Genomic DNA, 16,515 nt, shown 5'->3' on the forward strand with positions numbered 1-16,515 from the left:
CTTGCCCGCCGTTGAGATGAGCGCTTTTTTCGAGCGGCGGGTGCTCACTTGTCAAGCCTCATTCCCCGGTGTCCCCTTTGCTCGTCGCCGCGTCTTGCGTATTGCGGTTGTGCTTCCCATATTGCAGGGGCCGGTGTGATTGACCGGCGAGGTTGCCGGAAGCGGGACCGCGAAACGTCGCTTGGTTGCAAGGACAAAAGAGACATGAGCCGCATGACGCCATTCACCCACCCGCTTTTGCTGGGTTTTGATGCCATGGAAAAAACGCTGGAGCGCATGGCGAAGGCCAATGACGGCTATCCTCCCTATAATATCGAGCGCCTGCCGGGCAGTGACGATGTGCCGGAACGTCTGCGCATCACCATCGCAGTTGCCGGTTTTTCGCAGGACGATCTGGATGTGACAACGGCCGATAACCAGCTCGTCATTCGCGGACGCCAGCAGGAACAGGAGAAACGCGATTTTCTCTATCGCGGCATCGCGGCGCGCCAGTTCCAGCGGGTTTTCGTGCTTGCCGATGGCATGCAGGTCAGGGAAGCGCGCCTGCGCAACGGCCTTCTTTCCATCGATCTGGTCCGGCCGGAAATTTCAAACGTGGTGAAGAAAATTAATATTTCCGTCTCAGAGTAGAACGTGAACGCCGGAATCCGACACGAATCGCTCGGCGTGAAGAAGGAGGCTGAAATATGCTGTTGAAAGAAGCGCATGCGCGTCTCACCCAATCCCAGCTCGCCCATATCGGCGAAGGAGAAGTGGGATATATCCGCAAAATCCGCGCGGAAGACGTCAGCCGCTGTTTCCCGGAAGCGCCCGATCTCGATCCGCAATTGGACCTTTGGGCGCTGTTCGGTGCAGATGGTACGCCGATCCTCCTGACGGACAACCGGTCCAGTACGTTTTTCAAGGCTGCCGAAGACGATCTCCAGACCGTCAGCCTGCATTGAAGAAAAAAGCCCGCTTTTGAGCGGGCTTTTTCTTTAGCGGGTTAAAGGAACGGGCGGTCCGGCATGTCGTCGATGGAAATGACGCCGTCCTTGTTCTTGTCCAGCCGTTCGAACATCTTTTCGCCGGCGGCGGTGAATTCGGCCTTGCTGACCTGACCGTTCTCGTCGGTATCGGCCCAGCGGATCAGCGCGAAACCTGCGCCCTTGCCGCCATGCTTGCCCCAGCCCTGATGGCCGAAACGGCCGCCATGTTCGCGCTCGGCATGTCTTTCGGCGCGCTTGCCCTCGGGGCCTTTGCCGTCTTCGGCTTTGGCGTCCTCACGCTCGGGGCGCGGATTGGCGGCGCGGAAAGCTTCCATCTTCGCCTGGCGATACTCACGCATTTCCTTCGGCGTGATCGAGCCGTCTTTGTCCTTGTCGATCTCGGTGAAGAGCGCGTCCTGACGGGCGGCGAATTCCTCCTTGGAAATCTTGCCGTCCTTGTTGCTGTCAGCCACCTTCAGCAGGTGAACGAAGGCCGCTTCTTGGCGGATCGGCATGCGCTCGCCATGGCCTTTGCCCGGAGCGGGCGGGGCGGCAAAGCTTGCCGTTGCGGCCGTGCCGATCAAAAGGGCTGCGCCAAGAGCAGACAGGGCGATTTTTCGTGTGGTCATCGTCATTACCTTTCTTTGGTGTCCCTGAAGAGAAGATAGTGACGTCCAATGCGCCTCACCACTTAAACATCCGTAAGGTGCATGAAGCTTCGGTAATGTTCGCTGCTCAGCCTGCGATGGTTTTCGTCAGGAAACCGGTTAGGTCGTCGGTGATGTAGTCGATATGCGCATCCGTAACGGCGGGGATTTCCCAGCGTTCCATGATGATGCCCTCAAGATTGGCGGGGACGAGCAGAACGGTCTTCATGCCGAGCGCCTTGGGCGCCGCGAGATTGCGGGGTAAATCCTCGAACATGGCGGCTTTTTGCGTGTCGAGTTTCGCAAGCGCCGCGAACTTCTCATAGGTCGCGCTGGCCGGTTTCGGCAGATAGCCCGCGGCGACGATATCGAAAATATCCTCGAAGTGATCGAGAATGCCGAGCGCACCGGCCGCCGCCTGCGCATGTTTGACGCTGCCATTGGTAAGGATGAATTTGCGGCCCGGCAAAGCCTTGATTGCCTCGCCGAGTTCCGGATGCGGCTTCAGCGCCGAATAATCGATGGCATGGGCGCGTTCCAGAAACTCGTCCGGGCTGATGCCGTAGTGGATCATCAGGCCCTGAAGCGTCGTGCCGTGGTCGTGATAATAGCGTTTCTGCAGCGCCCGGGCCTCGTCGGGATCGAGCTTCAGAAGCTCCGCCACATAGGCCGTCATGTTACGGTCGATCTGCGAAAACAGATTGATGTGATGCGGATAGAGCGTGTTGTCGAGATCGAAGACCCATTCGCTCACATGGTCGAAATCGGCGGCTTCGGGCAGGTTTTTCGGCTTTGTGTCCATGGGCTGCTTTATGCCCGTTTCGAAGGCCGAAGAAAATCGAAAAGACGACGATTGATCAGAAAATCGGGCTTGGCTGGGGCCTCCGGTGCATGATACCGCCAAAGCCATGGAACTCTGGATAGGCATCACTTTCGCAAGCGCGTTCTTGCAGAACCTGCGCTCGACCCTGCAGAAGCACCTCAAGGGCATGATGGGCACCACGGGCGCGACCTTCGTGCGCTTCGTGTTCGGCATGCCTTTCGCTCTCGCCTATCTTGCTTTCCTGCATTTCGGGCTCGGTCGCCCTCTGCCGGTGCCCAACACGTCCTTTGCCGTGTGGGCGACGGTCGGCGCCATGGCGCAGATTGCCGCCACCTTCCTGCTGGTGCACCTGTTCTCCTTCCGCAACTTCGCGGTTGGAACGGCCTATTCCCGCACAGAACCGGCGCAGGCAGCGCTGTTCGCGCTTATTTTCATCGGGGAAAGCGTCAATGGCGGCACATTGGCGGCCATCGCCATCTCGGTCGCCGGCGTCATGCTGATTTCGGTGGCACGCACGGAAGTCACGCCCGCTTCCTTCTTCACGTCGATCTTCAGCCGGACGGCGGGTATCGGCCTTGCCTCAGGCGCATTCTTCGGCCTGTCATCGGTTGCTTACCGATCGGCCTCGCTTGCGCTTGCGCCGAGCCTTCCCGCTCCGGACGCGATGATGCAGGCAGGCTTTACCCTCGTTGTCGTCATCGTCATGCAGACGGTGTCGATGTTCCTGTGGATCGTCTGGCGCGAGCGGGAAGAGTTGCGGCGCATCGCCAGGGTGTGGAAACCGTCACTTGCGGTCGGTTTCGTGGGCGCTACGGCCTCGTTCGGCTGGTTTACGGCGATGACCCTGCAGCAGGCCGCCGTGGTGAAGGCGTTGGCGCAGGTGGAGATGCTTTTCGCCTTTGCCTCGACCGTGCTTTTCTTCAAGGAAAAGATCAACCGGCTCGAACTGTCCGGCTGCCTGCTGATTGTCGTGGGCGTGCTGTCGCTTCTGGCATTCGGCTGAATGCCAGTTGTTGTGGCGGACAGGCTTGCCGTCCGCCACCTGAAACCTATCAGGGCACGATGAGCGTGCCGGCGCCTTCCGTGAAGATTTCCAGAAGCACGGAATGCGGCGTCTTGCCGTTGAGGATCACCACGCCCTGAACACCGGCCTTGATGGCGTCGATGCAGGTCTCGACCTTCGGGATCATACCGCCGGAAATCGTGCCGTCCTTGATGAGCGCACGCGCCTGCGAGACGGTGAGTTCCTTGATAAGTTCCTTGTTCTTGTCGAGAACGCCGGGAACGTCGGTGAGAAATAGCAGACGCGAGGCGTGAAGCGCACCCGCAATCGCGCCGGCGAAGGTGTCGGCGTTGATATTGTACGTGGCACCATCGCGGCCAGGCGCGACCGGGGCGATGACCGGGATCATTTCCGACTTGGCGAGCAGGTCGAGCAGGGTGCGGTCGACTTCCGTGACTTCGCCGACGAAGCCGAGATCGAGCACACGTTCGATATTGCTGTCAGGATCGATGACGGTCTTTTTCGCCTTTTCGGCGAAGACCATGTTGCCGTCCTTGCCGCACAGGCCGATCGCCCATTCGCCCGTCTGGTTGATGAGGGCGACGATTTCCTTGTTGATCGAGCCGGCCAGAACCATTTCGACGATCTCGACCGTCTTGGCGTCGGTGACGCGCAGGCCGCCCTCGAATTTCGATTCGATGCCCATCTTGGTCAGCATCGCGCCGATCTGCGGGCCGCCGCCATGTACGACGATGGGGTTAATGCCCGATTGCTTCAAAAGGGCGATGTCTTCCGCGAAAGCCTTGCCGAGCGTGGAATCCCCCATGGCGTGACCGCCATATTTCACCACGATGGTCTTGTTCTCGTATTTCTGCATGAAAGGCAGAGCCTGTGCGAGCAGCCGCGCCTGAGTTTCGCTTTCGGAAGACGTCATCTAAAAACCTCGGTCTGTGGTTGCGGCCGTTGAAAGCCTGTCACCGCTCTAAAGCAAGTCTTTGACGGATGAAATAACCTCCTGGCCTTATTGTGTCGGCAGCGGTCAAATTTCTTTTTTTTGGCTGTCCCGGCCCCGTAATGAGATTGACATAAAGGCCCAATGGGACCAGCCTTGCAGGGGAAAGGGGAGGGGTTAATTCAGGGCGACATGGGATGTCGCGCGCCGCGGGAGCGATGCTGACCTGAACGACCGAGGAGCGAGAGACCACATGACGGCACCCGATCGAGACAAGCAAAGCGGTTTGCGGGATGAAGTCCTTGCGGGCGAATATGTGCTGGGTGCCCTGCCGCCGGAAAGCATGGCGGAACTTGCCAAGCGCGTCAAACGCGACCGCCAGTTCGCGGCCATGGTCAGGCGCTGGCGGGACAATCTGGCGGAAACCGAATATCGCGAAAACGCGACCGTCGCCGCGCTGCTTGAACGGGACCCAAGCCGCTCCGGCCTGCCATTCAGGGGCCAGCCGCTGCGGGGTGGCAGCATGTTCGCAGCCATGCTTTCGGAGGTCTGGCATTCCGTGCGCTTCTGGCGCCTTCTGGCGTTGACGGCGACGCTCTGGACCGCCGTTCTGCTTTTCACCATCGCCTGAGAGGCGTGCCTCTCAAAGAGAGATCGTTCTGACGATCTCGGCCCGCAGGCTATCCAGCCCGAATGATTTTTCCGAGGATGTGGCGAGAACTTCCGGATAGGCGGCGGGACGCTTGCGGATTTTCTCCAGCGTTTCGCCGATCAGACGCGGAACGCCGGCATCCTTGATCTTGTCCGTTTTCGTCAGCACGATCTGATAGGAAACGGCCGCCTTGTCGAGCAGGGTCAGAACTTCCTCGTCGTTCTTTTTCACGCCGTGGCGAGAATCGATCAGCACGTAAACGCGCTTCAGCGTCGCACGGCCGCGCAGATAATCGAAGACGAGCTTCGTCCAGGCATCGACCTGATCCTTCGGGGCCTGCGCATAACCGTAACCGGGCATGTCGACCAGCGCCATCGGCGGCAGATCGCCCGCTTCGCCGGAATAACCATCCGGAACGAAATAGTTCAGTTCCTGCGTGCGTCCGGGCGTATTGGACGTGCGGGCAAGCCCCTTGTGGCCCACCAGCGCATTGATAAGCGAGGACTTGCCGACATTCGAGCGGCCGGCGAAGGCAATCTCCGGCGGGCCTTCGGGCGGCAGGAATTTCATCGCGGGAACGCCGCGAATGAAAATCCAGGGTCGCCCGAACAGGGGCTTTTCGGTTGCCGTGCCGGTCTCACTCATTTCGATTGCACCGGCTTTCGCTTGAACAGCCCCTTGATGTTGTCGAACAGCTCGATCTTGGCGCCCTGGCGCTTCATGATGACGGCCTGCTGGGTGATGGAGAGCGTATTGTTCCATGCCCAGTAGATGACCAGACCTGCCGGGAAGGAGGCCAGCATGAAGGTGAAGATCAGCGGCATCCAGTTGAAGATCATCGCCTGCGTCGGATCGGGCGGCGTCGGGTTCATGCGCATCTGCAGGAACATGGTGATGCCCATGACAAGCGGCCAGACACCGATCATCAGGAAGTGCGGAACATCATAGGGCAGAAGGCCGAAGAGGTTGAACAGCGACGTCGGATCCGGCGCGGAAAGGTCGTGAATCCAGCCGAAGAACGGCGCATGCCGCATTTCGATGGTGACGTAGATGACCTTGTAGAGCGCGAAGAAGACCGGGATCTGCAAAAGCATCGGCCAGCAGCCGGCAACAGGATTGATCTTCTCTTCCTTGTAGAGCTGCATCATCGCCTGCTGCATGGCCATGCGGTCATCGCCATGCTTGGCCTTCAACTCTTCCATCTTCGGCTGCACGCGCTTCATGTTCGCCATGGAAGCATATTGCTTGCTGGCGAGCGGGAAGAAGAGAGCCTTGACGACGATGGTGGTGAGCAGGATCGCCACGCCGAAATTGCCAAAATAACGGAAGAAGAAATCCATCAGTTTGAACATCGGCTTGGTGATGAAGTAGAACCAGCCCCAGTCGATCAGAAGGTCGAACTTCGGAATGGCGTAGGTCGTCTCGTAACGGTCGACCAGCGGCACTTCCTTGGCGCCAGCGAAAACGAGGCTCTTCAGCTCGATCGACTGGCCGGGCTCGACCGTCAGCGGGTCGCTCTTGAAATCGGCCTGATAGCTCGGCTGATTGCCAGTGATGTGCGAATAACGGGTTTCGAACGGCGTCGTCTGCGGCGGAACGATGGCCGCGGCCCAATATTTGTCGGTGATGCCGAGCCAGCCGCCGGTCGCCTTGGCAACCGTTACCGGTGCTTCTTCGACGTCCTTGTACTTTTCTTCCGTCAGGCTGCCGTCTTTGCCCGAGACGCCGAGGAAACCTTCATGGATGACGAAGACCGGGGGAACTGCGGGCTTGTTGTTGCGCGTCACACGGCCATAGGTGGCAAAGGAGATCGCCGCCTGTCCGGGGTTTTCCACCTTGTCGGCGACCGAGATCATGTAATGCTCGTCGATCGAAACCGTGCGGGAGAAAATCACGCCCTTGGAATTGGTGTAGGTGAGGGTGACCGGGGTGGTTTCCGTCAGCTTGTCGCCGCTTGCCAGCGTCCAGACAGTGGTCGGGCCGGGAACGCCGCCGACTTCCTGTGCTGCAACGTAACCGAGTTCGGTGAAATAGCCATCCTTGGTGTCGGAGGGCGAGAACAGCGTGATGATCGGGCTCGAGTCATCGACGGTCTCATGGTAGTCCTTGAGCCGGATGTCATCGAAGCGGGCGCCGGTCAGGTTGATCGAGCCGGCGATGGCGTTGGTCTCGATGGCCACGCGCTGGGTTCTTGCAATCGACTCTTCGCGGGTCGCTGTGGCGGCAGTCTGCGGTGAGGAGGCGGGCGGTGCGCCTTCAACGGCAGCACCTGGTGCGGCGCCCGGCGCCGGCTGCTGTTGCTGCGTCGTCTGCTGCTGCTGCGCCTGGCGGGCCTCTTCGGCGCGGCGCTGCTGCTCGATACGCGGATTCATGTAAAGGAATTGCCAGGCGAGGACGATGACAACCGAAAGGGCTATCGCGATGAAGTAATTACGGTTCTTTTCCATCATTCTTTCCTGGAGCGGGTCTCCTGGGACCGTTTCGGTTTCGCCGTTCCTTCAATTCGCTCGTTAAGGAGAGACTGAAGTTTCGGGAAGGCCGTATCGAGCACGTCCCTGCGGGCGACAATCACATAGTCATGACCGGGCTTCATTGCGAATCCGGCAGAAAGCCTGACGGCTTCCTTGAGACGGCGGCGCATGCGATTTCGCTCGACCGCGTTGCCTTGTCTTTTCGTTACGGTAAAACCGACGCGAGGCTCGGTTTCCGGGGCTTTCCGGTCAAGCACTTCCAGAAGAAAGGTGCCTCCCCGCCGTTTTTCTCCTGCCTGAACGGCAAGGAAATCCGACCGGTTTTTAAGCCGGCCGGGCAGTTTTCCTGTCTTACTCATGTGCCCGCGACTTTCACCGGGTCACAGAGGCGGCAATTAAGCCGAAAGACGAGCGCGGCCGCGCGCACGGCGGGCTGCGAGAACCTTGCGGCCGCCGGCGGTAGCCATACGGGCGCGGAAGCCATGGCGACGCTTGCGGACAAGCTTGGACGGTTGGTAAGTACGCTTCGACATTTATTTAATACCGCGGTGTGCGGCCCTTCTTGAATTTGCAATAATTTGCAAGAGCGTTTCGTTTTTTGCACGGCTAACCCCGCCTGGGCGAGCTTTCAATGGCCGAGCGTGCGCGGCTTATAAGGGCATAGGCCGAGCAAAGTCAATTGCCGAAGGGGTTTTCGCGCTTCACCTTTTGCGGAAAACGCACCGCCATCTCCTTCGCCGACTGCCGATAGAGGCCGATTCCGGCGCGCAATCGATAAAATCTGAAATTCTTTCTTAACGCAGCATTGATAAATCTTGTGACGCGAAAAGTTATGCCAGCTTCCCATTTTCATCGCGCGGCTGGTTTTTGTTGGGGGAACGAAGTTGAGAATTCGCGGTCGTATCAATCTACTTGTCGGGCTGATGAGCCTTGTGGCCTGTACCATTGGCGGGCTGTCCATCTATGCGATCAACGAATTCCGGGTTCGGTCGCATCATTTCGAGGAAACCGCCGAGAGGGCTTACAAGGGCGAGGCGCTCAACCGTCTGGTAACGGCAGTCGTCATGGAGGCACGCGGTGTCTACGCGGCAGCCGATGTGGCGGCAGCCACCCCCTTTGCCGACGGCATGGTCAAAAACCTCGACGCCATGGAAAAGCTCATTGCCAGCTGGGCGCCGCTCGTGCCGGCGGAACAGCAGGCGAGCTTCGACAAGCTTGTCGGCCGGTCCAAGGAATTCCGTACTTTCCGTCTGGAAACCGTGCGACTGGCGAAGGAAAACGGGCCGCAGGCGGCCAGCCAGCAGGGCAATAACGAGGCGAACCGCGCCAACCGCAAGGCCTATCAGGCGGAGATCGATGGTGTCGTGAAAAACGACCTTGCCGAGCTCGAAGTCGTGAAGGCGGGAGTCGATTCTTTCAGCACCGCCATATTCTGGGTGATCGTCGCGGTGACGGTTGCAGGTGTCGGCGCGGGAGCCGCCTTCGGCCTCTACATCGGAACGCGGCAGCTCAGCGCGCCGATCCGCAGGGTTTCGCAGGTGATGAATGCCGTGGCCGATGGAAATCTCGACGCGGACGTCCCCTATCTCGGCCGCAACGACGAAATCGGCGAAATGGCTGCGGCCGTCGAGGTCTTCAAGAAGAACGGCAGCGAAGTGCGCCGCATGAATGCGCAGGAAGCCGCCATGCGCGCCAAGAGCGACGATCTGCAGGCCGGCATGGCCATCGTCGTCGACGCTGCGGCCCAGGGCGATTTCAGTCGCCGCATCAACAAGGACTATGGCGACGACAACCTCAATCGTTTCGCCGCGACGATCAATTCGCTCCTCACCGGCGTCCATAATGGCGTATCCGAGACCAGCCGCGTCATCGAAGGCCTTGCGCGGGGCGATCTGACGGAGAGAATGGATGGCGAGTTCCGCGGCGTCTTTGCCGAACTCCAGGGGAACGTCAACCAGACGCTGACCAAGCTGCGCGAGACGATGCGCGAAGTGCGTGGCAGCACGGAAGGCATCAGCGGCAACGCGAACGAATTGCGCTCGGCGGCCGATGACCTGTCGAAGCGGACGGAACAGCAGGCGGCGGCGCTGGAGGAAACCTCCGCCGCTCTGGATGAGATTACCGCCGTTGTTCGCAACTCGACCGACCGTGCGCAGGAAGCCAGCGCCATGGTTGCCGAAACGAAGCAGAAGACGGAAGAGTCCGCCAATGTCGTGCGCGATGCCGTGTCCGCCATGGATCGCATCGAGCACGCCTCGCGCGAAATCAGCCAGATCATCAATGTCATCGATGAAATCGCCTTCCAGACCAACCTGCTGGCGCTGAATGCCGGCGTGGAAGCCGCCCGTGCGGGTGAAGCGGGCAAGGGCTTTGCCGTCGTCGCTCAGGAAGTGCGAGAACTTGCGCAACGATCCGCAACGGCCGCGAAGGACATCAAGGCGCTGATCACCAAATCCGGCGAGGAGGTCGGGCGTGGCGTATCGCTGGTGCAGAGAACCGGCGGCGCACTGAGCGAGATCGAGACACGCGTTCTGGCAATCAACGAGCACATCCATTCGATCGCCACGGCCGCCAGGGAACAGTCCACCGGCCTGCATGAGGTGAATACCGCCATCAACCAGATGGATCAGGTAACGCAGCGCAACGCCGCCATGGTGGAGGAGACCTCGGCCGCAACCCACAAGCTGAGCAGCGAGGCGGACCATCTCGTGACGCTCGTGGCGCGCTTCAACGTCGGCGCGGAGAATGTGCAGCGCAGCCCCCGCATCGAGCAGCCCGCGAGGCCGATGACGGTCTCCGCCGGACCGGTGGCGGTCTCCGGCAGGACGCCGGCGGTGGCGTCTCCGGCCCGCAAGTTGATGAACAGCGTCAGCCGCGCCCTCAATGCCCAGCCTGCGGCGGCACCCGCGCATGGTGACTGGCAGGAGTTCTAGGCGACCAGCGGTTCGCTTCAAAACCGGCTTACCTTCGAACGCCGCCCCTGCCGGGCGGCGTTTGTTTTTCCGGCGATGAAAACCTTTATTTTGCAGCGCATTGGAAAAATATCCATTAGGTCCTATTATCATCGCTGCATATAAACCGAGCCGTTCCACGCAAGCAGCGGCGCGCATACAGGATCATGGCCCGGTGTTTTCTAAAGGCGTAGACAGCTTGGACCGCACGCAAGACGATCCGGTGCATTGCATGCCGGGATTGACCGCCGGTCTTTCGGGACGGCTGCTGCTGCTCACGGTCATCTTCGTGATGATCGCCGAAGTGCTGATCTTCGTGCCTTCCGTCGCCAATATGCGTCTTTCATGGTTGCGCGACCGTCTGAACACGGCTGCGGCCGCCGGCGCTGTCATCGACGGCCTGCAGGCCGAACTGCCGCGAAGCGTGCAGAACGACACGCTGATGGCGACAGGGGCGAAGCTTATCGCGCTGCGCAAGGACGGCACCTCACGCCTGCTCGCCGTGGCGGAAACGCCGCCTGGCGTCGATGAGCAATATGACCTTTCCGACGTTTCGCAGGTGGCGGCGGTGCGGGACGCCTTTTCCACCCTGCTGTTCGGCGGCAACCGCGTCATCCGCGTCTTCGATGTCGTCGGCGACAGCGACACGATCATCGAACTGGTGCTCGGCGAAAACAAGCTGCGGGCGGCAATGCTTGCCTATGCCCGCAACGTTTTCCTGATTTCCATCGTCCTGTCGCTGATCACCGCAGGCCTGATCTTCATCTCCATCAACCGCATCATGATCCGGCCCATACGCCGGCTGACGCTCGGCATGCAGAACTTCTCGGAGGATCCGGGCAATCCCGAGCGGATTTTCGTCCCCGAGCAGGGGGCAGACGAACTGGCGGTTGCGGGCCGCCACCTCGCCGATATGCAGACCGAACTGCAGAAAACCCTGCGCCAGCAGAAGAACCTCGTAGATCTCGGCCTCGCGGTCTCCAAGATCAATCACGACATGCGCAACATCCTGTCTTCCGCGCAACTCATGTCGGACCGTCTGGTGGATGCCAAGGATCCGATGGTCAGGAGCTTCGCGCCGAAACTGCTGCGCACCATCGACCGCGCCGTGGCCTATACCGGCGAAGTTCTGGCCTATGGCCAGGCGACCGAAGGCGCACCGAAACGCAAGATGGTGCAGTTGAGCCTTCTGGTGCGGGATGTGCGCGATATTCTGGCGCTCGATCCGGATAGCGGCATCGAGTTTCAGGACAGCGTGCCATCCGACCTCACGGTCGATGCGGATTCCGAGCAGCTTTTCCGGGTCATCCACAATCTCTGTCGCAATGCCGTTCAGGCCCTGCAATCGGATACCGCGAATGCCGCGCTTCGGCATCTCTCCATCTCGGCCCAGAGGTCCGGCAGCGTCGTCAGCATCGTCATCGACGACAATGGACCGGGCATGCCGCGCAAGGCCAAGGAGAACCTGTTTTCCGCTTTCAGGGGTTCGGCCCGCTCCGGCGGCACGGGCCTCGGGCTGGTCATTGCCCGCGAACTTGTGCTTGCCCATGGAGGCACGATCGCGCTCGTCGAAAAGCCCGGTCCCGGCACGCAGTTCCGTATCGAGATCGCCGACCGCGCCGCCTCCGTACAGGCGGCCAGAACCGCCTGAAAAAGCTGCTTTGCAGCCGGCTCGCGCAATCATTCTCCTCGCCCAAACGGACATGGTATCTGGCCCGTGGAAAATGATCCGCATGGAATTTCCAATATAATCAACGAGATAAATGAATTGCTGCGGAAAAATGACAATTTCGAAGCGAAATCGCTTGCATTCGGAATGAGGACGTTTTAGAGGATCGCCACGCCACCGGAAACGACCGGAACGGCACGCACCCGTAGCTCAGCTGGATAGAGCACCAGACTACGAATCTGGGGGTCAGGAGTTCGAATCTCTTCGGGTGCGCCATTTCTCTTTCCATAAAATGAAGTCCTGAAACAATCGCCTTCACGCGCGATATGGCTGGTATCGGCAAGTCCGTTCAGGCGCATGCTTCGACGCTCCGCAGGACCGCGTGAATTCCGAACGTCCCGAATATGTGCTAAAGTCACCCCGTCATCAGATGTCCCCGGGGTGGAAGCCATGTTGGAAGCGGACAAGGTGTTTGCGGGTTCGATTCCGGAAAATTACGACCGCTATATGGTGCCGCTGATTTTTGCGCCATTCGCCGCCGATCTGGCGCGTCGGGCGGCGGCCTTGATGCCGATTGATATTCTGGAAATCGCCGCAGGCACCGGCGCCGTCACGCGCGAATTGGCTTCCCGATTATTGCCCGCGGCAAACTATGTGGTAACCGACCTCAACCAGCCGATGCTCGATTTTGCGGCGTCGCAACAGGCGCCGGATCGCCGCATAAAATGGCAGCAGGTGGATGCCCAGACGCTGCCTTTTGAAAACGCTGTGTTCGATCTCGTTTTCTGCCAGTTCGGCGCGATGTTCTTTAATGACCGCTTGTCGGCTTATCGCGAGGCAAAGCGGGTATTGAAGCCCGGCGGACATTATTTATTCAATGTATGGGATCGCATCGAGGAAAATCACTTCGCGGATGACGTGACGAACGCCCTGGCGCGCCTGTTCCCCGACGATCCGCCGCGCTTCATGGCCCGTACCCCGCACGGTTATCATGACACGGCACTCATTCGCCGCGAGCTGGAGGAGGCCGGTTTTTCCCGCGTAACGATTGAAACGGTGACCGCGCAGAGCCGCGCCTCTTCACCGCGCATTCCGGCCATGGCTTATTGTCAGGGAACCGTGCTTCGGACGGAAATTGAGGCGAGAGCACCGGGAGGGCTCGACACCGCGACAGATTGCGCCGCCGCTGCCATTGAAGCGCGGCATGGCGGTGGCGCGGTTGCCGCGAAAACTCAGGCGCATGTGATTCTCGCCGCCGTTTAAACCGGCGCCGCCGACCCGGTTCTCAGTCTATAAATGCCTGCGGGGAATATTTGAGCAATACCCCCTAAATATTAGTGGTTTTGGGTGGAGGCCTATACCAACGGGTTTTCCGATAGTCCGAGATTATCGGGCTTTCGAGTGTCATCGAACTTTCCGCAAACCTTCGTCATATTGTCATACAATATAAGCATATGCGCTCCAGAAAAGGAGCGCAGAATGACGCCACAATCACTTGAACTTTCGGGCATCGGCAAAGGCTTCGGGGCTGACGATGTTCTGAAAGAGATCGATCTCTCCATCCGTCCCGGAGAGTTTTTGTCTCTCGTCGGCATGTCGGGCTGCGGCAAGTCCACGCTTCTGCGTATCATTGCGGGTCTGGAAACACCGGATCGCGGTTCGGTCTCCATCGGCGATCAGGATGTGACTGAGGTTGATCCGAGCGATCGCAATCTGGCGATGGTTTTCCAGTCCTATGCCCTTTATCCGCATATGAGCGTGCGCCAGAACATTGCCACGCCGCTCAGGATGCGGCGTCTGCCCTTTGCCGCGCGCCTGCCGCTGGTCGGACGGTTTGCGGCCCCGGCGGAAACGCTGAGCCAGATCGACGCCGCTGTCGAACAGGCGGCCGAGACGCTACAGATCGCGCATCTGCTGGATCGCAAGCCGGCGCAGCTTTCCGGCGGCCAGCGCCAGCGCGTGGCGCTGGCCCGGGCGCTGGTGCGTTCGCCCGCCGCCTTCCTGATGGACGAGCCGCTCTCCAACCTCGATGCGAAGCTTCGCGCCCATATGCGTGAGGAACTGGCCGGACTGCACCGTCGGCTGGGGGCGACCTTCATCTATGTCACCCATGACCAGATCGAAGCCATGACCATGTCCGACCGCATCGCATTGATGTCGGAAGGCCGCATTGAGCAGCTTGGTACGCCGGACGAGCTTTACCGCAAGCCCGCGACGCTGACGGTCGCGCGTTTCATCGGCACGCCATCGATCAACCTGCTGCCGGTCGAAATCGACGCGCAGGGTAAAGTCACGGCCTTTGGGCGCGATCTCGGAATCGAGGGTGTGGGCCGCGATGCCGGCCCGGCGACGCTCGGCCTTCGTGCAGAAGATTTGCGCCCGGGCGAAGAAGGTTTTGCCGTGCGCGTGGTGCGTAGCGAAACCCACGGCGCCGACCGCTTCGTGAGCTGCCGCCTGCTGAGCGACGAGACGGTCGCCATCACACTGCGTCAGGGCGCCGGCGATGCCGTGGGCGCGGATATGAATGGCGTGATGAATCTCGGCTTTGCGCCGGAACGCGCGCATCTTTTCGCGGCCGATGGCCTGCGTCGCAAGGTGACGGTGCGTGAACGGGTGCCGGCATGACGGCGGTCGATTTTTCCACGGCCGCGCGCGCGAAGGCTCGCCCGCGGCTGTCAAAGGCGGACCGGCGGATGATCTGGCGCGGCCTGATGTTCGCTGCCCCCGCAAGCCTGCTGCTTCTGGCGATCTATATCGTTCCGATGCTCGTTCTGGCCGGTTTTTCCGTCACCGATTACCAACTCGGTTCGCTCTCCACCCGCTTTGTCGGCCTTGGAAACTTCGTCAAGGCGTTTCAGGATCCTGTCTTCCTGCGCTCTCTGGCCAATACCGCCATCTATGCGCTCATCGTCATTCCCTTCGGTGTGTTTCTGGCGCTCGGCGTGGCTTTGCTCGTTTATAACCGCAAGCGCAGCCGGGCTTTCTGGGAGGTGGCTTATTTCCTCCCCGTCACCGCAACCCTTGTCGCCATGGCGACCGTGTGGCAGTTCCTGCTGCATCCCTCGCTCGGTCCGGTGAATGCGGCGATCAAATGGCTGGGCTTTGAGCCGGTCGCCTTCCTCTCCAATCCCGTCCTCCTCATTCCCACCATGGCGCTGATGGGCGTCTGGCAGATCCTGGGTTTCAACATGGTGCTGTTCCTCGCGGGCCTCACCGCCATTTCGAAGGATCTGCACGAGGCGGCGCGGCTGGATGGCGCCAAGAACCCGATCGACCGCTTCCTGACCGTGACTTGGCCGATGCTTGGGCCGACGACCATGTTCGTGGTGGTCACCACCTCCATCTCGGCCTTCAAGGTGTTCGAGACGGTGGCTGTGCTCACCAAGGGCCGCTTCGGATCGGAAACCCTGCTGTTCGATCTCTATCTCGAAGGTTTCGAATATTCGAACACCGGTTACGCCGCCGCGTTGACGATTATCTTCCTCGCGATCGTGCTGGTCCTGTCTATCGGCCAGACGCTGCACATGGACCGGAAGGTGCACTACTGATGGCCGCACTCCGCAAATATCTCCCACATCTCGTGCTTGCCCTTGGCGCTTTCGTGATGCTCCTGCCGTTCTACTGGATGGTGTTGACCTCGATCCGCTCACCGGCAGAGATTTTCGATGTCTCGCTTTGGCCGATCCCGCAGAAATTCGACGCTGTGGATAATTATGCCCGGGCGGCGGGTCAGGTGCCGATGGCGCGTTTCATGCTCAACGGCGTCATCGTCTGCGTCGGCATTCTCGTCGTGCAGATCCTGACGTCGGTTCCGGCTGCCTATGCGCTGGCAAAGCTCCGGTTCCCGGGCCGCAAGCTGCTGCTGGGCCTCGTCATTGCGGCGCTCTGCGTTCCCATTCAGGCGCTCGCCCTCCCGCTCTTTGTCGGTCTCGCCAAGACGGAGCTTCTGAATACCTATTTCGCGATGATGATGCCGTTCTTCCTTTCGGTCTTCGCCATCTTCCTGTTCAATCAGTCCTTCCGCAGCTATCCGAATGAAATCATCGAGGCTGCCCGCATGGACGGGTTCTCGGAAATGGAGATTTGCTGGGGACTGGTCCTTCGCGGATCGCTGCCTTCGCTCGCCGCTTTCTCGATCTTTTCGCTCGTTGCCCACTGGAACGACCTTTATTGGCCGATGATCGTGGTCTCCGACACCAATCTCGCCCCGCCGCCGCTTGGCATGATGCTCTTCGCCGATGTCGAATCCGGCGCGAATTACGGTGCGCTGATGGCGGGCGCCACACTGATTACCGCGCCGATGGTGCTGTGCTTCCTCCTCGCACGGCGGCACTTCATCGCCGGTATTACCATGACCGGCGTCAAGTGACGCCGTTCAG

17 protein-coding genes and 1 tRNA gene are annotated in these 16,515 nt (G+C 60.1%); 11 read left to right on the plus strand and 7 right to left on the minus strand.

All coding sequences use genetic code 11. The annotated features are described in order from the left end of the window. The first annotated feature begins 204 nt into the window (after positions 1 to 204). Both CFBP4996_RS00255 and CFBP4996_RS00260 read left to right on the plus strand, forming a co-directional pair. Positions 205 to 630 (plus strand): Hsp20 family protein, encoded by a 426-nt coding sequence (locus CFBP4996_RS00255; protein ID WP_080791469.1) that lies wholly within the window; start codon positions 205 to 207, stop codon positions 628 to 630. A 56-nt stretch (positions 631 to 686) separates the two neighbouring features. Continuing rightward, entirely contained in the window at positions 687 to 944 is a 258-nt protein-coding gene (locus CFBP4996_RS00260; protein WP_003520040.1) for a BQ00720 family protein, read from the plus strand. Positions 945 to 985: 41 nt separating this feature from the next. Here CFBP4996_RS00260 and CFBP4996_RS00265 read toward each other — a convergent pair whose 3' ends face one another. After that, on the minus strand, positions 986 to 1,603 hold the full coding sequence (locus CFBP4996_RS00265) for an EF-hand domain-containing protein (RefSeq protein ID WP_035263941.1): 618 nt from the start codon (positions 1,601 to 1,603) through the stop codon (positions 986 to 988). Between the two features lie 100 nt (positions 1,604 to 1,703). Further along, entirely contained in the window at positions 1,704 to 2,417 is a 714-nt protein-coding gene (locus CFBP4996_RS00270) for a pyrimidine 5'-nucleotidase (RefSeq protein WP_035263943.1), read from the minus strand. A 106-nt stretch (positions 2,418 to 2,523) separates the two neighbouring features. On the opposite strand from CFBP4996_RS00270, the gene CFBP4996_RS00275 reads away from it, so the two are divergent. Then, entirely contained in the window at positions 2,524 to 3,441 is a 918-nt protein-coding gene (locus tag CFBP4996_RS00275) for an EamA family transporter (RefSeq protein WP_031234346.1), read from the plus strand. A 49-nt stretch (positions 3,442 to 3,490) separates the two neighbouring features. On the opposite strand, the gene argB is transcribed toward CFBP4996_RS00275, so the two are convergent. After that, positions 3,491 to 4,375 carry an acetylglutamate kinase gene (argB, locus tag CFBP4996_RS00280; protein WP_003503698.1) on the minus strand — a complete coding sequence of 295 codons (885 nt, stop codon included), beginning with the start codon at positions 4,373 to 4,375 and terminating at the stop codon, positions 3,491 to 3,493. 271 nt (positions 4,376 to 4,646) lie between these two features. Here argB and CFBP4996_RS00285 point away from each other — a divergent pair, with 271 nt between their 5' ends. Then, on the plus strand, positions 4,647 to 5,024 hold the full coding sequence (locus tag CFBP4996_RS00285) for a hypothetical protein (RefSeq protein WP_020812283.1): 378 nt from the start codon (positions 4,647 to 4,649) through the stop codon (positions 5,022 to 5,024). A 12-nt stretch (positions 5,025 to 5,036) separates the two neighbouring features. Here the strand turns inward: CFBP4996_RS00285 and yihA are convergent, their stop codons facing one another. The 4 genes from yihA to rpmH are packed head-to-tail and all read right to left on the minus strand — an operon-like array spanning position 5,037 to position 8,049. After that, a complete protein-coding gene (gene yihA, locus CFBP4996_RS00290; protein WP_035263945.1) occupies positions 5,037 to 5,690 on the minus strand; it encodes a ribosome biogenesis GTP-binding protein YihA/YsxC in 654 nt (217 codons plus the stop codon). Then, entirely contained in the window at positions 5,687 to 7,492 is a 1,806-nt protein-coding gene (yidC, locus tag CFBP4996_RS00295; RefSeq protein WP_080852736.1) for a membrane protein insertase YidC, read from the minus strand. Before yidC ends, yihA begins: the two co-directional genes overlap by 4 nt. Then, positions 7,492 to 7,875 carry a ribonuclease P protein component gene (rnpA, locus tag CFBP4996_RS00300; protein ID WP_003520031.1) on the minus strand — a complete coding sequence of 128 codons (384 nt, stop codon included), beginning with the start codon at positions 7,873 to 7,875 and terminating at the stop codon, positions 7,492 to 7,494. Before rnpA ends, yidC begins: the two co-directional genes overlap by 1 nt. Before the next feature lie 36 nt (positions 7,876 to 7,911). Further along, on the minus strand, positions 7,912 to 8,049 hold the full coding sequence (gene rpmH, locus CFBP4996_RS00305) for a 50S ribosomal protein L34 (RefSeq protein WP_003493611.1): 138 nt from the start codon (positions 8,047 to 8,049) through the stop codon (positions 7,912 to 7,914). Positions 8,050 to 8,400: 351 nt separating this feature from the next. Between rpmH and CFBP4996_RS00310 the strand changes: the two genes are divergently transcribed. From CFBP4996_RS00310 to CFBP4996_RS00340, 7 genes are all read left to right on the plus strand, one after another. Beyond that, positions 8,401 to 10,449: a methyl-accepting chemotaxis protein gene (locus CFBP4996_RS00310; protein WP_059759392.1), complete on the plus strand. Its 2,049-nt coding sequence runs from the start codon at positions 8,401 to 8,403 to the stop codon at positions 10,447 to 10,449. Positions 10,450 to 10,699: 250 nt separating this feature from the next. Then, positions 10,700 to 12,118 (plus strand): ATP-binding protein, encoded by a 1,419-nt coding sequence (locus CFBP4996_RS00315; protein WP_162935999.1) that lies wholly within the window; start codon positions 10,700 to 10,702, stop codon positions 12,116 to 12,118. A gap of 217 nt (positions 12,119 to 12,335) precedes the next feature. After that, positions 12,336 to 12,412, plus strand: a tRNA-Arg gene (locus tag CFBP4996_RS00320). A 174-nt stretch (positions 12,413 to 12,586) separates the two neighbouring features. Then, the gene (locus CFBP4996_RS00325; RefSeq protein ID WP_080852734.1) at positions 12,587 to 13,399 is read left to right on the plus strand and encodes a class I SAM-dependent methyltransferase; all 813 of its coding nucleotides are present in this window, start codon (positions 12,587 to 12,589) and stop codon (positions 13,397 to 13,399) included. Between the two features lie 216 nt (positions 13,400 to 13,615). Continuing rightward, on the plus strand, positions 13,616 to 14,761 hold the full coding sequence (locus CFBP4996_RS00330) for an ABC transporter ATP-binding protein (protein ID WP_020811732.1): 1,146 nt from the start codon (positions 13,616 to 13,618) through the stop codon (positions 14,759 to 14,761). Further along, complete coding sequence (locus CFBP4996_RS00335) at positions 14,758 to 15,684, plus strand: carbohydrate ABC transporter permease (protein WP_003520025.1); 927 nt, start codon at positions 14,758 to 14,760, stop codon at positions 15,682 to 15,684. The genes CFBP4996_RS00330 and CFBP4996_RS00335 overlap by 4 nt, the downstream gene beginning before the upstream one ends. Then, positions 15,684 to 16,505, plus strand: a complete 822-nt coding sequence (locus tag CFBP4996_RS00340) for a carbohydrate ABC transporter permease (protein ID WP_003520023.1) — start codon at positions 15,684 to 15,686, stop codon at positions 16,503 to 16,505. Before CFBP4996_RS00335 ends, CFBP4996_RS00340 begins: the two co-directional genes overlap by 1 nt. Positions 16,506 to 16,515 lie beyond the last annotated feature (10 nt).

Source organism: Agrobacterium leguminum (assembly GCF_005144435.2).
GTDB classification, from domain to species: Bacteria; Pseudomonadota; Alphaproteobacteria; order Rhizobiales; family Rhizobiaceae; genus Agrobacterium; species Agrobacterium leguminum.

Bases quoted from the DNA above. Each gene is read 5' to 3' on its own strand.
- CFBP4996_RS00255 (WP_080791469.1), top strand. From the start codon at position 205: ATGAGCCGCATGACGCCATTCACCCACCCGCTTTTGCTGGGTTTTGAT.
- CFBP4996_RS00260 (WP_003520040.1), top strand. From the start codon at position 687: ATGCTGTTGAAAGAAGCGCATGCGCGTCTCACCCAATCCCAGCTCGCC.
- CFBP4996_RS00265 (WP_035263941.1), bottom strand. From the start codon at position 1,603: ATGACGATGACCACACGAAAAATCGCCCTGTCTGCTCTTGGCGCAGCC.
- CFBP4996_RS00270 (WP_035263943.1), bottom strand. From the start codon at position 2,417: ATGGACACAAAGCCGAAAAACCTGCCCGAAGCCGCCGATTTCGACCAT.
- CFBP4996_RS00275 (WP_031234346.1), top strand. From the start codon at position 2,524: ATGGAACTCTGGATAGGCATCACTTTCGCAAGCGCGTTCTTGCAGAAC.
- argB (WP_003503698.1), bottom strand. From the start codon at position 4,375: ATGACGTCTTCCGAAAGCGAAACTCAGGCGCGGCTGCTCGCACAGGCT.
- CFBP4996_RS00285 (WP_020812283.1), top strand. From the start codon at position 4,647: ATGACGGCACCCGATCGAGACAAGCAAAGCGGTTTGCGGGATGAAGTC.
- yihA (WP_035263945.1), bottom strand. From the start codon at position 5,690: ATGAGTGAGACCGGCACGGCAACCGAAAAGCCCCTGTTCGGGCGACCC.
- yidC (WP_080852736.1), bottom strand. From the start codon at position 7,492: ATGGAAAAGAACCGTAATTACTTCATCGCGATAGCCCTTTCGGTTGTC.
- rnpA (WP_003520031.1), bottom strand. From the start codon at position 7,875: ATGAGTAAGACAGGAAAACTGCCCGGCCGGCTTAAAAACCGGTCGGAT.
- rpmH (WP_003493611.1), bottom strand. From the start codon at position 8,049: ATGTCGAAGCGTACTTACCAACCGTCCAAGCTTGTCCGCAAGCGTCGC.
- CFBP4996_RS00315 (WP_162935999.1), top strand. From the start codon at position 10,700: ATGCCGGGATTGACCGCCGGTCTTTCGGGACGGCTGCTGCTGCTCACG.
- CFBP4996_RS00325 (WP_080852734.1), top strand. From the start codon at position 12,587: ATGTTGGAAGCGGACAAGGTGTTTGCGGGTTCGATTCCGGAAAATTAC.
- CFBP4996_RS00330 (WP_020811732.1), top strand. From the start codon at position 13,616: ATGACGCCACAATCACTTGAACTTTCGGGCATCGGCAAAGGCTTCGGG.
- CFBP4996_RS00335 (WP_003520025.1), top strand. From the start codon at position 14,758: ATGACGGCGGTCGATTTTTCCACGGCCGCGCGCGCGAAGGCTCGCCCG.
- CFBP4996_RS00340 (WP_003520023.1), top strand. From the start codon at position 15,684: ATGGCCGCACTCCGCAAATATCTCCCACATCTCGTGCTTGCCCTTGGC.